Here is a 14247-nt window from a genome sequence, read left to right as displayed (position 1 = left end):
CGATCGGCTATTCCGGTTATTTGGCCGGAGCCGCCGCAGCATTGGCAACGGATATGTACTCCTTGTATCGCCTGTCGCCCGTCTTCCATTCGATTTCGACCTGCTCCGTATCTTTCCAGTCGGCGACCGCGCTTTTATCGGGGAACTTGATCGGCTGCCCGCCCTTGAACATTTCCGGCTCGATCATCTGGTACGATACGGGCTTTTGATTTTTATGGTTGATCGTTGCGGTCATTTCGCTGATCGTTTGCTCGGTGATTGACGTTTGTACGGTGACCGTTTCTTCCAGCGAGTTCCCCTGGGGGGTATACTCCAGAACGACCTTCCAATGCTCCGATTGACCTTGAAGCACGGCTGGGCCGGACGCTCCCTTGTTCGTTTTGGTACAAGCCGTTAATCCCGATAACAGTGCAAACATCACTACAAGCAGCAGCATCATTTGTTTTCGCATATGCCTAATCCTCCCGGTTGCTTTCCTCAGGAAAGCAGGCTCGTCAGCTTTGATCAGTCTTTCGGCAGGAGCCGCGGAGCCTCCGCTTCCTTAGTAATTTGGATTATTTTGCAATATTTTATTCGAAATCCGGACGATTTTCAACTGCAGGCCGCCTTTTGACTTCACCTAAAATAAACCGTTACAATAAAGAATGGACGCTGCGGCTCTATGCAGCGTTATGACGGTTTAACCAAAATCATGGCCAGGAGGGATTGGAAATGAAGTACAGACGGTTAGGCGCAACCAATATGAAGGTTTCGGTCATCGGCGTAGGGACGTGGCAGTTCGGCGGCGAATGGGGCAAGCAATTTTCGCAGCAGGAAGCGAATGCGGTTTTGGATCAGGCTCGCGAGTCGGGCATCAACCTGATCGATACGGCTGAGTGCTACGGCGACCACGTTTCGGAAGGGCTTATCGGCAGCTATATCGCCCGCAGCCGCCGCGAAGATTGGGTCATCGCGACGAAATTCGGCCATCATTTTACGCAAAATTTCCAACGCGACCAGCTTTGGTCCGCCTCCCAAGTGCTACAGCAACTGGACGCGTCGCTTCAAGCACTGCGCACGGACTACATAGACTTGTACCAATTCCATTCCGGGACCGATGAATCATTCGACAACGATGAATTATGGACTGTACTCGACAAGCAGGTGCAGGCCGGAAAAATCAGGCACCTGGGCACCTCGATCGGCAGCAACGACAACCTGCATCAGACTGCGGCATCGACCAAGGTAAACTCCAAAGCGATTCAAGTGGTGTACAACCGTCTGGACCGGAAGCCTGAAGAAAGAGTGTTCCCGTCCTGCATTGAACAGGATCTGGGCGTGCTCGCGCGGGTTCCGCTGGCCAGCGGCTATTTGAGCGGCAAATACAAGCCCGGCGCGGTGTTCGCCGAAAACGACGTGCGCAACAATCACGACAAGGAGCTGACCTTCAAAAGATTGGAGGAGGTTGGACGCATACAGGAGCATGAAGTGCCGCAAGGGATGGATATGGCCACATGGGCGCTTGCCTGGTGCTTGAAGCATCCTGCGGTGACTGCGGTAATTCCAGGCTGCAAAAGTCCCGAGCAGGTCGTGTCCAATACGGCCGCAGCGCAGTACGCTTCCGAGCTGCACCCGCAAAACTGGAAGGAATAGGCCGACAGGCGGCTGCACAATAAAGGCATAATAATCCATGTTTTTCGACAGAACCGTCCATGTAAATGGCCGTGCGATCGCGTTATGCTATCGGTGAATGCATAGAACGGAGCCGTATGGCCGCTCCGCACCCAGAGCAGAAAGGTCTTGAATAACCGATGAAGCTGTCGACCCGCATATACTTGGATGCCGCTTTGCAAAACATGAAAAACGTTTTCTTCTTTACTTTTTTACAAGTACTGATCGCCCGACTGGGTGCAACCGATTTTCAAATAACGCTTTCAACCTCGCTCCCGCCTCTGTTCTGCGCATTGTCATTAGCGTTTCTGACGCGACAATTGCCGGTAACAAGAGGCGTTTTTCTTGCCGGCGGCTACATCCGCCAGTTCGCCTTTTTATGCATGGCCTTCTCGGTGCTGCTTCCGAATCCAATCCCGTACCTGTTATTTTTCTGGTCTGTAAACGCGGTGTCCGTCATGGTATCCGATGCCCAGAAGCCGGCTCTGCTGCGGCGGTGGGTAGCGCCGGGCGACTTCCCTAAAATTTTCAGCAACAACAAAATTATCGGTATCGTCATTGTTACCCTCGGGAGCTTTGCGATCGGCCAATACCTCGATGCGTACAATTGGATGTTTCCGAAAAACTATTTGTTTTCGATGCTGGTCGGCTGCGTGTCCACCTTTGCCGGGATGTCGCTGATGGCGGAGCTCGCGCCCAGGGAGAAACAGCCGATCAAGCTCACTATGGTGAGGCCGTTTCAGGAATGCGACCGGAAAATGTGGTGGCTCGGGCTCAACAATGCGGGCATTGCGATGGTTACCCCGCTGCTCGTCATTTACCACGTCAATGTGCTGAAGCTGAGCAATACGCAGATCGCTTATTTTGTCATTATTGCCGGTATCGTATCGACACTGCTGCTGCCTGTGGCTCGTATGTGCATGGAGCGCTTCGGCACGATGCGCGTCTATGCGACAGCCATCATCGGCATGGCGCTCGCGCTGCTGCCGTACGGATTTATCGGGTCGTTCTGGCTGCTGCTCGTTATACAGGGGTGGGTCGGCGTATGCCTGGCCGTCAATGAGGTCGCATCCCAAACGATTATGATGAAGGAAGCGGCCAAGCATCGCAAGGAGATGGTCTACTTCTCCGACTTTCAGCTGGTCATGAACGCCGGCAACGGAATCGGGGCGCTGATGTCGGGAGCGCTGCTTGCCGTTATGCCGATTTGGGGCTGCTTTGTTGTTATTGCGGCAGCACGGCTGCTGTTTTTCTTCAGCATCCGCTCGGCGGCAAGCGAGGATCGGCAGGCAGCTCCCGCAGCCATTTCCGCGTCCCAGCCCGTTCCGCAGGGTGCCCCGGCGCCTACGGCAAAAGGATAGCCGAAAGAACGGGCAAGTCCGGAATATCGTTAAAACAGCCTGATCTGCTTTTCATAAACCGTTTCGTCGTCGTTGCTGTCCATGACCCGAATCTCGATATTCCAGTAGCCGGGATATGGCAAATAGGAGCCTTTTGCTTTATATGTGTGCTTTTTCATGCCGTACGATTCCTCGTAGCTGTTGACCGGCTCCTGCACCGGCTGAAGCGGCACCTCGATCGGGGCAATGTCCGGCAAGTCCGGATTGCGCAGCTTGAACAGAACCTGCTTCGGCTGTCCCAGCTTCTCCGGCAGCCATACTTTAACCGTGATCTCATTCACGCCGGGCGCGTTCGGCGTTATTTGCGCGGTCATGTGAATTTTCTCGCCCATCACATGCCAGTTTAACGGCTCATTAGCCGGCTGCGGCGTCAAATAGGTAAATATGCCGACGATACATGCGATGAGGAGCGCCAGCGCCGCATCCTGCTTGAGCAGATAGGATACCTTCCGAAGCTGCCCATGCTTCCGGTACAGCAGGCGCAGCGACGCCGCGGTTATGACGACCAGCAGAACGAGCGCGCTTTTGACCAGCAGCAGCTTGCCCCATTGTGTTTCGACAATGTATTTGACGTCCGGCAAAAATACGAACACGGTCAACACGCCGGATACGATCAACAATACAATGGAAATAAGAGCCGCCGACGAAAACCGCGGAAAAAACAAAGCGCCGTCCTCCTTGCTGCGGCGCCATAGCACCAGCAGCATCAGCAGACCGCCCATCCATAAAGCCGCTGAAGCCAGATGAACCAGATCGAGAACGATCGTTTGCGATTGCGGCGCGAATACCGCAGCGTGGCCGTTTAAGCTTTTGCACAGCCACAGCAGGACAAGCCACAGCAGATCGAGCCATAGATTGCGATATAAAACCACAAAGCTGAGCAATGACAACGCAAGCGATGCCAACCATAAGTAGCCGATCGAGGTCGACGTAAAGAGAGCCTTCATTGCCTGCGGCCCGCCGGAGCCGATCATCGCGTATATATGTACAAACATAAAGAACAAAAAAGCAAGCAAATAGCCGCGCTGCAGCTGAACCGTCCAGCCCTCGAGCGCCGGGCGCGAACCGTCCATACCTTGAAGCCCGAAGCGCAACCACAGCACCCAGCCCGTAAACAGCAGCATCATGATATAGTAAAGAATCCGGGACAAGTAGCTGACGATGTCCAGCAGGCTCATATTTTGCGACAATCCGCCCGAATGCAGATGCTCTGCATTGGCAGGCACCTCGATCGGCTGCTCGCTCAAGCTTTGGCCCACAGCGAACAAGTAGGTGCCCTCAACCGGATGGCCGTCCGCCGAAATAACATGATAAGAAACCAAATAACTGCCCGGGGCCAAAGCCGGCAGATCCAGCTCTACCTCCGTACGGGTCGCGTTTAATGCTGCGGCTTTATCCGTAACCGGCTTTTTTTTGGCGTCGAGCACCTTAATATAATATACGCCGTCCTCCAGCCTTTCGTTGAACGTCAAATGAATGCTTTTGGGCGCCTGCTGCAGCTCCGCGTTCGCCGCCGGAACGGCATTCGTCAGACTGGCATGCGCCCATACCCTGCCGGGCAATCCCAGTAAAACGAGCAGCCCTATAGCCAGGATCGGCAGCAGCGCAAGCCATCTTTTCCATCGCGATGAAAGCCGTTCGTTCCAAGCCATACATGCTGTTGAGCTTGCCATATGCGTTAAGTCCTCCCGCCCTTCTTTCGGACGACTATTCGTCCGTCAGCTTTTTTCTGCCTGCAAAGCCGTCGTGCAGTCCATGGTAGTGCGCCACCCGCTCCTCGCCCTGCCGCCAGCAAAGCAGCACCTCCTGGCCTTTCAGCAAAGCGGGGAAATCGACGAGTCCGCTGTCGATATCTTTCAATTGCACTCCCTTGAGCTCAAAGCTGCTGAGAAGCGTATTGCCTTCCACCTGCAAAAAGTCCATTTCGCATTCCAAGGTGAAGTAAGGGTCGCTGCCTTGCGGCACCCCGTGCTTCTGAAAGTAGTCCTTCAGCCGCCGCAGCTCTTCATACTTTTCGCGAAACTGCCGTTTGATGCCCTGCAGCTTCTCCAGCTCAGCCTTGACCATAGGGAGCATCGAGTTCGCCTCAGCTACGGTATAATAAATTTTCATCCGATTTACCTCCGGGTTCGAATGGGTTGCCTGAATCTATGCCATCCGCTCGCGCTTTTACCGGTACCGCCGCGCCGATTATTGACGACTGTCGTCCGAAGCGCCGTCATCATGCCGGTGGTCGTGCTTGGGCGAGCCGCTGCCGTCATGCTCATGCCGATGATCGTGCGTGTGCGGACTGCCGGCATGCGCGTGCTCGTGGCCGCCGGTATGTTTGGAAGCAGTCTGATCCTGTCCGTCCACATGCGTCACGGATAGCTCGGCGTACGCCACTCCTTTCAGCACCTGTATCCGCTGCTGAAGCTCGCGGAGTCTGCGGACGACCCCTCTCACGACAATAACCTCCAGGCATTGGTGATGGTTCAAATGAATATGCAGGGTAGAGTTAATCTCCTGGTGATAGTCATGCTGCAAATCGGTCAGAACGATCGGCAAATCACTGACATGATGGTCGTACACCATAACAATCGTTCCTGCCGCCAACTGCTCCGAAACGATATGGGCAGGCGCCAGCAGAGCTCTCCGCACCAAATCGCGGACAGCTTCGGAACGGTTGTCGTACCCTTGATCAACAATTAATGCGTCGAACTGCTCGATCAGCGATTGCGGCATCGAAATGCCGAACCGGACAAGCGTTTCTTTCTCATTCATCGACCTCTCCCCTTTGCCGGACGGTTCTATGTCTGTTCCGATTGTGTAGCTTAACATTAAATGTAGCATATTCGGAACTCGCAATCCAAGCTATTCACACATATGTTAAAAAGCTGCTGACGGGACGACGGATCCGAATGACTTGCCGGGAGCCCAATTAAGGTCCGGGGAATAAGAAATGAGCACCTTCCATCACCAAGCGTGATAAGGTGCTCATTTTCATGATCACAAGCTCTAAATGAGAACAAGCGTATGGCAACCGAAAGAGTCAGTTCCCTTAATCCTTGACCGATCCTTGCATCAAACCGGAAATAAACTGCCTGCTGAATAGAGCAAACACAATAATTAAGGGAACGGTTGCCATCAAGGTAGCGGCCATGACCATCGAGTAGTCGGTGCTGTAAACTCCGTTCATCGAAGCGATCAGCATTTGAATCGTAAATTTATTTTGCACCGAAATCACAACAAGCGGCCATAAGTAATCGTTCCACGAGCCCAGAAATGTAATGATGCCCAGCGTTGCCAGCGCAGGCTTCAAAATGGGCAGCGCGACGCGCCAGTACAGGTCGAAGCTGTTGCAGCCGTCGATCCGTCCGGCATTGATCAATTCGTCATGAATGACCGATTGGGAATACTGCCTCATCCAAAATATGCCGAATGCGCTTGCTGCTCCCGGTATAATTAACGCCTTCAGCTCGTTGATCCAGCCGAGCTTCTGCATAATGATAAACTGGGGGATCAAGCCCAGCTGCTGCGGTACCATCATGGTGAGCAGCAAAAACAGAAACAGCGGTCCTTTGGCCGGAAAAGGGAACTTCGCAAACGCAAAGCCCGCCATCGAACAAAAAAATAATACAATCAACGTATGCATGCCGGCGACGACCAACGAATTGCCAAACGATTGGAAAAAACCGACGCGGTCCAGCACCTTGCCGATATTGACCAGCAGCTGATCCCCCGGCACCAAACGCGGCGGAAACCGGAACATATCGGCCGTCGTAGCCGTGGACATAACGAACAGCCAATAGAACGGAAATAATGAAATCAATGATCCCAGGCACATGCCTATATAGACCAAAGCCGTGCCGGGCCGAAAAGTACGCCTCGAGACCGCAGGAGGAACCCGCAATGCCGCTGACGGCTTCGATGCCGTAGAGTTCGCCATAATCAGATCCCTCCCCCTTTGGAAACGAACTTCCAGTTCAAGAACGAAAAGACCGCAATAATAAGAAACAGCATCCAGGCAATAGCCGAAGCGTATCCGAACAGATGATTGCCGAACGCCTGATTGTATAAGTAAAGGACAAGCGTCAGACCGCCCTTTGTCGCGCCGCCGGACGCGCCTACAAGAATTGCAGGCTCTGTAAAAAGCTGCATGCCCCCGATCGTTGATAAAATGACGGTAAATAAAATAATCGGACGCAGCAGCGGCAGCGTAATATAGCCGAATTGCTGCGGCCTGTTCGCCCCGTCAATGGTAGCGGCCTCGTACAGGTCGGCAGGAATGCTCTGCAGCCCGGCCAAATAAATAATCGCGTTATAACCTGTCCAGCGCCAAATGACCATGAGCGATATGGCGACCTTGACCCAAAACGTGTCGTTGATCCAGTCGATTTTGGGCAGCCCCAGCGCCGAAAACACCCCGTTCAGCAGCCCGAACTGCGCCCCGAAAAACGATCCGAAAATGATGGCTACCGCAACAATCGATGTAATATTGGGCAAAAAGAAAATCGCGCGGAACGTATTTTTAAACTTCATGAATGATGCGTTTAACAAGAACGCAACGACGAGCGCCATAAACAGCTGAGGCACCGTAGACAAAAACCAGATGACGAACGTATTGCCCACCGAATTCCAGAAATCCGGATCGTCCGTCAGCAAATTGCGGAAGTTGCGCAGACCCACGAATTCCATCTGCCCCAGCCCGTCCCAAGCATGGAAAGCCAAATAGAGCGAGAATAATATCGGAAACAGCCCGAAAATAAGAAATAACAAATAAAATGGCGAGATCATCAGGTAAGGAGCCGCATATTGCCTTAATGCCTTCATCGTTCACACCCTCCCGGTGTCAAGATAAACTGCCTCGCCGTCCATAGGGGACGGGCGCGTTTGTCAAGATGACTGAAAAAGAAAACAGGATGAGCCCTGCAGGTGTTCCTGCACCTCACCCTGCCCTAAGTTTTATATCAATTGCCGGCTGGCATACCGGTTACTTGTTTTTCAGCTTGGCTTTGACCTTTTCTATGAGCGCCGCAAATTCTTTGTCAGGGTCCTTGCCCTTATCGACCGTTACGGCTTGCATACCGTCGCTAATCATCGTTTCAACGGTCTGATAATCCGGACCTTTCCGTTGAACCTTCACTTCTTTCGCTACTTCGGAGAACAGAACACCCAGCTTCTGATTGCCCCAAAATTCATAACCTTGTTCCGTGATTGCCTTATCCCCGTAAATCGATGGAGTCGAAGGGAAGTTGCCCGACAGCTTGAATACTTCGAGCTGCTGCTGAGGCGTTAGCAGCCAGCTGATTGCCGTATACGCTTCTTTGGCATATTTCCCCTGCTTGGGCAAAGTCAAGAAGGAGCCCCCCATATTTCCGGTGCCTTCCGGTATTTTAGCGGCACGCCATTTTCCTTTCGTATCGGGAGCCCTTGTTTCAACATGACCGCGGCCCCAAGCGGCGGAAATATAGGTGCCTATTTTGCCAGAATTTAGTGCCGCCGAATATTCCTGCAGCGCATTTTTTTGATCGAAGGCGCCTGCAATATCCATTTGCCGCGCTTTTTTATAATACTCCAACGCCTTTTTAATTTGCGGATTCGAATCGATGATCAGCTTGTCGTCTTTGTCAAAATAAAGCTCGTTGCCCTGGTCGCGGATTGCGCCGTACAGCTCATACGGGTTGGATAAAATATTGGTGCCGGTTTTTTCCTTGAGCACCTTGCCGGCAGCCAGGAAATCATCCCAGTTTTTGATTTTGGCCGACACGTCGTTCGGCTCGAAAGGAAGTCCGGCTTGCTGGAATAAATCTTGGCGGTAGTACATGACCATCGGTCCGATATCCGTAGGCAAGCCTAACTGCTTATCTCCGACCGTCGATTGCTTCCATTTCCATTCCAAGTAATCTTTCGCGAGACTTTTGGCGCCGAATTCATTCAAATCATAAAATTTATCCGGATATTTTAAAAATTGGTCGATCTGCGAAATATCGATCATGGCGATGTCGGGTGCTCCCGAGCCGGCGGACAAAGCGGTCAGCAGCTTGCTGTGGGAATCTTCCCATTTGTAGATTTGCGGAATGATCTCGATGTTCGGATGCGTTTTATTGAACTCAGGTATAATTTTTTCGAACGAAGCCCCCTGCCAAAACCACATTTGCAATTGAACTTTTTTGCCGTCGTTACCCTTCGGCGCCCCATCAGCAGGCTTGGCGGCATTTCCGCCATCCGCACCGCATGCGCTTAGAAGCAGAACAAGCGATAACAATACCGGAAAAAATGACTTTCCATTCAGCAACCTTTTCATCGATAACGCTCCTTTCAATAAGTAAGTCGGCCCCCAATGAAAGCCCTTGCAAGTATTATAGGTTGCGGCCTGTTTGCGAGTATAGGTGACCATTCTTCGATTTCTTGCAGTATTGTTAGGAACTTACCGAGGCTGTCCGATAATCGTTCGGCGATATGCCTTCCACCGTTTTAAACATGCGGCTGAAATATGCCGGATCCTTGTATCCGGCCAATTCACATATCTCATACATTTTAAGATGCGTTTCCCGGAGCAGCCGTTTGGCTTGAGTCAGACGGTATTGGGTTAAGTATTGCGAGTAAGTGAGGCCTATCTCCTGATGAAATAAATTGCTCAAATAGTTCGCATTGACTTGATGAATTTGGGCAAAATCGGCAAGCTGCGCCCCGCCGGCATATTCTTTGTGAACATAGGCGAGCAGCGCCCGCACAATCGGGGCGATCGCTTCTCCGGCGTCCGTCCTTCGGGACAATTCGGTGAATCCTAAGCTGATCATGCTGCGGATATACATCAGGCTGAGGTCTTTGATGTCCGTTGCATCGCCTCCGTAGCCGATTTTAACCGGCAGACGGAGCTTCTCGCTAATCCAGACTGCCGTTTCCTTCACCTGAAGGTCCCAGGCTTCCTTATCGTAGCGCTCCGTGAATAAGACAACCGTAATAAGCCGATCCTCCAGGCAGACGACAGCCGTCCCCAGCCCGCTGAAAGCTTCATACGCGCAGCCGCGAATAAAATACCGTACGCTGGCCTCGCCAAGTGATTGCAGTTCCTTCGTGGAAAAGGAAACGAGCACTATTTTAACGTAAGGAGGGATCAAATTTTCATCGAAGGTCGGAAGCGGCACATCGTGAAGCAAATCGTGGATGCGTTTCTCCAGCAGCGCCTGACTGCGGATCGCATTCAACTGAAGAACCTCCTTGCGCTGCCGGTATCGCAAATAAGCCGAAGCATAAATTTCCTCAAGTTTTTTCTTGGAGAGCGGCTTCAGCAAATATTCCGTCACTTGGTGCTGCACAGCCTTAAGCGCGTATTCAAATTCCGCATGGCCGGTCAGCACATACACATCGGTCTCCGGATACTTATTACGGATATGGGCCGCAAGCTGAAGCCCGTCCACGGCCGGCATTCGGATGTCGGTAATGACTAATTGAATCTCATGCCGCTCCATCACCTCGAACGCCTCCAGGCCGTCTTTAGCCTCGAATACCGCACTGACGCCTTCCATCGCCGCAAGCACCCTGCATACCGGTATTCTCACATTCGGCTCATCATCCACCACAAGTATACGAAACATGGTTCACTCTCCTTTGGTTTGCTCATCTATTTGCTGAATGACAGAAATCCATGCTTGCCCGGGATTCATCCCTTCCGCTTCCACCCTGCGGAGCCCGTCTCTCACGATGCGGTCCATGCGGCTGTAGTCCGTTTCCTCATATTCGGTTTTGTAACGCAGCGCCGAGTACGAATACAATTGGCCCACCGGAGCATTATGGAAAAAAGGATCGCGGACTTCCAGAAATTTCGCCGAAGCATACGATTCAGGCGTGGACGGAAAATTGCCGTTTGCCATAAAATTGCTCAGCTGCTGCTGCGGCGCGGTCAGCCATAACGCAAGCTCATACGCCTCTTTCGGATATCGGCTCGACTTGGGAACGGAGAGGAAGCTGCCCTGCCAATTGGACGACTGTCCCGGAGCGCGGGCCAAATCCCATTTGCCGCTCGTTGCGGGAGCATTCTTCTTCATCGCTCCATGTACCCAGGACGGGGCAAGCACAGCGGCAAACTGACCGGAAACGGCGCCCTCCGCCCATGCAGGCGTTTGCGAAGGCAGTCCGGCGTTTAAACCAAGCCGATGAAAACGGATGGCCCGTTCCCAAGCCTCTTTCATGCGGGCGCTTAATGATTCATGTCCGGCATTTAGCACCGTCCGGGACGGATCTTCGAGCTGGTTCATATAAGTCGAATACACATTGGCTAAATTATCGAATAAGAACACGCCGGTTTTCTGTTTTAACAGCAGCCCCGCCTTCTCCAAATCATCCCAGCTGCGAAGCTTATCGCCTACCTCTGTCCGCTCATACGGCAAGCCGGCCGCTTGAAACAAATCATAGCGGTAAGCCAAGGCAACGGGACCTATATCGGCCGGCATTCCGTACAACATTTTACCGTCCTTGCTCTCGGCCTGGCGCCACTTCCATTCCAAGTAGTGCTCTCTCTCATCTCCGAAATCATATAAGTTATAAAAATGCATCGGAAACCGTTTTAACTGATTCAATTGCGACACGTCCAGCAGGACCAGGTCAGGCGCATCGCTTCGGGTAGCGAACGAGGTTATCAAGCTCGGCACCATATCATCGAATTGTGCGGTGATGACTTCAATGTCTATATGCGGATGACTTAATACATAAGCTTTAACGGATGTTTCCAGACCGCTGCCCGGCCACAGCCAAACGCGAAGCGTTGTTGCAGGCGTGGCTGCATTAGGAAGCACAAGCTGGGGCGTGCATCCAGTTGAAGACAAGACGAGCATCAGCAAGAACGCGACAGGAACCATGCAACGAAAGTTACGCAGCGCCATCCCCTCCTTCTTTTGGCAATGCGTTATGTCCCGCTGCATGCAGCGGCAAGGTCAGAACGACCCGCAGGCCGCCAAGCGGGCTTTGCGACAGAGTGAGACCGTAAGGCAGGCCGAAATAAGCGCGGATTTGCTTATGCAAATTCGTAAGGCCGATGCCGCCGCCCTTCTCCTCCAGCAAATGCTCGGCATGTATCTGCGCTTCAAGCGCTCTCGATGCAGCTTCATCCATGCCTTCTCCGTTATCCTCTACGGAACAAACAAGCTTGTCGTCGCTGCTGTATAAGTTGACCCGGATATACCAATCGCCGCCGGCTTTTTTTTCCAGCCCGTGATGGAACGCATTTTCAACGAGCGGCTGCAGCACCAGGCGGATCACCCGCTGCTCCTCCAAGCCAGGCTCAATCTCCACATCCACGCTGAATTTCTCCCCGTACCGCGAGCGTTGGAGCAATAAGTAGCGTTCCAGTTGGGCCAGGTCCTCCCGCAGCGTCACCAGCTCTGACGACGGGTGGATGCTGTAACGGAGCAGATCGCTTAGCGCAAGCGTCATTTCCTGCGCCGCATCATAGCGCTTATCCTCGATCGTCCAATAAATCAGATTCAATGAGTTGTACAAGAAATGCGGGCGGAATTGCGCTTTTAAAGCTACGAGCTGCGCTCGCTGTTCGCTGATCTGCTGTTCGGACAAGCGTTCAATGACCTCTTCAAGCTGATTCACCATCCGGTTATAGTTGTCATACAGAAATGATATTTCACGGCTGGCAAACCGCTTTTTTATCGGAAGAATACGTTCGCGGCCGATGCTGTTCATCCCGCCTGCCAAATGACGGATCGGCTTCGTCAAGCTCCATGTAAAATAGGCTACGAGGATAAGCGCAACTACAATGCCTACCGCAATCGTCAGCAGTGCATTGATCCATATTTGCACCGCATCGCCGTACACGGCTTCCCGCTTGAAATAGGCTATCGTTGTCCAGCCGCTATAAGAGGACGTGGCATAGGTTACATACATTCGCTCGTGTTCTTCCCGTGTCGTCCATTCGAAGAACGGCTGTGCATTGCCGCCAAACTTCGCGAATAATCCCTGGTCGGCGGCCGTGCCTATCTCGCGGTGCTCGGTTGAATAAACGATGTTGCCGGAGGAATCCATCACCTGAACTTTCCGTTCGATGCGCTGCCCCGTCTCGCCGATAATTCTGTTAATTTTCTCTACCGGAAAAACAACGAATTGATCGCCTATCACCTGCAAATCAAGCTGATCCTTCAATTTTCTTGCTCCGATAATGGCCGGAATTTCCCCGTCCCGCCAGGCCGGGCCGTAAACCCAGAGCATCCGTCCATCCAATCGGTCGATCTTGCCGAACCATGTAACCGAGCCCAGCTCATCGTAGTTGCGCCAAAATAGCTGGAGCGACTCATTCGAAGCGTAGGCATTGCCTTTAAGATCGAATAAATGAATAAGCATATCGTTCGCAATATAGCGCACCTTCTCCGCCATATACCGGTTTAGTCCGATTGCATCCGTAGCAGCCGGAATGCCGGATGTGCCGGTCAATGCTTGCTGCACCCTTTGGTCAAACGCCATCATTTGTGAAAATTGATCGTACTGCCGCAGCAATACATCGATTTTGGCCGACAGCTGTTCGACCGATTCCTGGGTATACCCCGCGGACCGGTTTAATACCATTTGCGAGGCAAGACGGTAGTTAAATATATTCGTTAGCGCTATTACTAATACGGCGATCACGAATATGCCGGCCAGCAGCTGGACGAATATCGGCAGCGGACGGCGAAGCATGGACACTCCTCCTTCCTTCGGTTCAAGAGATAGCAATCGCATCTCTTATTAGGAATATTTGGAAATAAATGACTTATGAACACAACTAATTCTATCCCGTTCCCAAGTATTCCTCCTGATCGCCATTTTCCGACAAGAAAACTTTTTGTTTGCAAACCGACCCGCGGACAGTAGGCCTATTCGCCTATTTTTTAAGGCTTTAAGTCATTTTTTGTCGTGCCATTCTCCTCTCTCAAGCATCGCCGAAAATCCGCTGATACAGCGTAAATGCTGCAAACCTGTCTAAATGAAAGCGCTGCCAAAAATCTCTTATACCAAAAAATTAATAGATTGACAGGCACCATATATTGAGGTAAATTCTTCTTACGGCTTTATGGATAACTATATATTGTGGCAATAGGTTCCCTGTTTGAGAGATTTCGCCAGCGTGGATAGAGAGGCGGTATCCGGCATGTGCCTGTGAACATCGGAGGCGGCATGCTTTTTAATTTGAATAGAAAGTATAAGTCTCATACTTGGCTTCGCACAAACTTGA

The 14247-nt window shown here is 52.1% G+C and carries 12 protein-coding genes; 2 read left to right on the top strand and 10 right to left on the bottom strand.

The annotated features are described in order from the left end of the window. Nucleotides 1–16 precede the first annotated feature (16 nt). Nucleotides 17–451, bottom strand: a complete 435-nt coding sequence (locus tag E1757_RS01905) for a hypothetical protein (RefSeq protein ID WP_133225123.1) — start codon at nucleotides 449–451, stop codon at nucleotides 17–19. A 260-nt stretch (nucleotides 452–711) separates the two neighbouring features. Here E1757_RS01905 and E1757_RS01900 point away from each other — a divergent pair, with 260 nt between their 5' ends. Together E1757_RS01900 and E1757_RS01895 are read left to right on the top strand one after the other, a co-directional pair. Next, a complete protein-coding gene (locus E1757_RS01900; protein ID WP_133225122.1) occupies nucleotides 712–1632 on the top strand; it encodes an aldo/keto reductase in 921 nt (306 codons plus the stop codon). Nucleotides 1633–1790: 158 nt separating this feature from the next. Then, nucleotides 1791–3011 carry an MFS transporter gene (locus E1757_RS01895; RefSeq protein WP_133225121.1) on the top strand — a complete coding sequence of 407 codons (1221 nt, stop codon included), beginning with the start codon at nucleotides 1791–1793 and terminating at the stop codon, nucleotides 3009–3011. A 29-nt stretch (nucleotides 3012–3040) separates the two neighbouring features. Here the strand turns inward: E1757_RS01895 and E1757_RS01890 are convergent, their stop codons facing one another. The 9 genes from E1757_RS01890 to E1757_RS01850 form a co-directional block, all read right to left on the bottom strand. Continuing rightward, on the bottom strand, nucleotides 3041–4723 hold the full coding sequence (locus E1757_RS01890) for a copper resistance CopC/CopD family protein (RefSeq protein WP_246078977.1): 1683 nt from the start codon (nucleotides 4721–4723) through the stop codon (nucleotides 3041–3043). 34 nt (nucleotides 4724–4757) lie between these two features. Continuing rightward, complete coding sequence (locus tag E1757_RS01885) at nucleotides 4758–5162, bottom strand: DUF2203 domain-containing protein (RefSeq protein WP_133225120.1); 405 nt, start codon at nucleotides 5160–5162, stop codon at nucleotides 4758–4760. 78 nt (nucleotides 5163–5240) lie between these two features. Then, entirely contained in the window at nucleotides 5241–5813 is a 573-nt protein-coding gene (nikR, locus tag E1757_RS01880; RefSeq protein ID WP_133225119.1) for a nickel-responsive transcriptional regulator NikR, read from the bottom strand. A 277-nt stretch (nucleotides 5814–6090) separates the two neighbouring features. Continuing rightward, entirely contained in the window at nucleotides 6091–6978 is an 888-nt protein-coding gene (locus E1757_RS01875) for a carbohydrate ABC transporter permease (protein ID WP_425464811.1), read from the bottom strand. Between the two features lie 2 nt (nucleotides 6979–6980). Then, nucleotides 6981–7862 (bottom strand): carbohydrate ABC transporter permease, encoded by an 882-nt coding sequence (locus tag E1757_RS01870; RefSeq protein WP_133225118.1) that lies wholly within the window; start codon nucleotides 7860–7862, stop codon nucleotides 6981–6983. Between the two features lie 160 nt (nucleotides 7863–8022). Further along, nucleotides 8023–9336, bottom strand: coding sequence for an ABC transporter substrate-binding protein (locus tag E1757_RS01865; RefSeq protein ID WP_133225117.1), 1314 nt, complete (start codon nucleotides 9334–9336; stop codon nucleotides 8023–8025). 115 nt (nucleotides 9337–9451) lie between these two features. Next, nucleotides 9452–10630 (bottom strand): response regulator, encoded by a 1179-nt coding sequence (locus E1757_RS01860; protein WP_133225116.1) that lies wholly within the window; start codon nucleotides 10628–10630, stop codon nucleotides 9452–9454. 3 nt (nucleotides 10631–10633) lie between these two features. Beyond that, complete coding sequence (locus tag E1757_RS01855; protein WP_246078976.1) at nucleotides 10634–11914, bottom strand: ABC transporter substrate-binding protein; 1281 nt, start codon at nucleotides 11912–11914, stop codon at nucleotides 10634–10636. Next, nucleotides 11901–13712, bottom strand: a complete 1812-nt coding sequence (locus E1757_RS01850; protein ID WP_246078975.1) for a cache domain-containing sensor histidine kinase — start codon at nucleotides 13710–13712, stop codon at nucleotides 11901–11903. Before E1757_RS01850 ends, E1757_RS01855 begins: the two co-directional genes overlap by 14 nt. Nucleotides 13713–14247 lie beyond the last annotated feature (535 nt).

Source organism: Paenibacillus piri (assembly GCF_004354045.1).
GTDB classification, from domain to species: Bacteria; Bacillota; Bacilli; order Paenibacillales; family NBRC-103111; genus Paenibacillus_S; species Paenibacillus_S piri.
The sequence above is the reverse complement of the archived record's forward strand: the minus strand, read 5'-3'. Positions and strand labels throughout refer to the sequence as shown.

Coding starts and splice junctions, on each gene's coding strand:
- E1757_RS01850 (WP_246078975.1), bottom strand. CDS start 13,712: ATGCTTCGCCGTCCGCTGCCGATATTCGTCCAGCTGCTGGCCGGCATA.
- nikR (WP_133225119.1), bottom strand. CDS start 5,813: ATGAATGAGAAAGAAACGCTTGTCCGGTTCGGCATTTCGATGCCGCAA.
- E1757_RS01855 (WP_246078976.1), bottom strand. CDS start 11,914: ATGGCGCTGCGTAACTTTCGTTGCATGGTTCCTGTCGCGTTCTTGCTG.
- E1757_RS01905 (WP_133225123.1), bottom strand. CDS start 451: ATGCGAAAACAAATGATGCTGCTGCTTGTAGTGATGTTTGCACTGTTA.
- E1757_RS01890 (WP_246078977.1), bottom strand. CDS start 4,723: ATGGCAAGCTCAACAGCATGTATGGCTTGGAACGAACGGCTTTCATCG.
- E1757_RS01900 (WP_133225122.1), top strand. CDS start 712: ATGAAGTACAGACGGTTAGGCGCAACCAATATGAAGGTTTCGGTCATC.
- E1757_RS01885 (WP_133225120.1), bottom strand. CDS start 5,162: ATGAAAATTTATTATACCGTAGCTGAGGCGAACTCGATGCTCCCTATG.
- E1757_RS01895 (WP_133225121.1), top strand. CDS start 1,791: ATGAAGCTGTCGACCCGCATATACTTGGATGCCGCTTTGCAAAACATG.
- E1757_RS01875 (WP_425464811.1), bottom strand. CDS start 6,978: ATGGCGAACTCTACGGCATCGAAGCCGTCAGCGGCATTGCGGGTTCCT.
- E1757_RS01860 (WP_133225116.1), bottom strand. CDS start 10,630: ATGTTTCGTATACTTGTGGTGGATGATGAGCCGAATGTGAGAATACCG.
- E1757_RS01865 (WP_133225117.1), bottom strand. CDS start 9,336: ATGAAAAGGTTGCTGAATGGAAAGTCATTTTTTCCGGTATTGTTATCG.
- E1757_RS01870 (WP_133225118.1), bottom strand. CDS start 7,862: ATGAAGGCATTAAGGCAATATGCGGCTCCTTACCTGATGATCTCGCCA.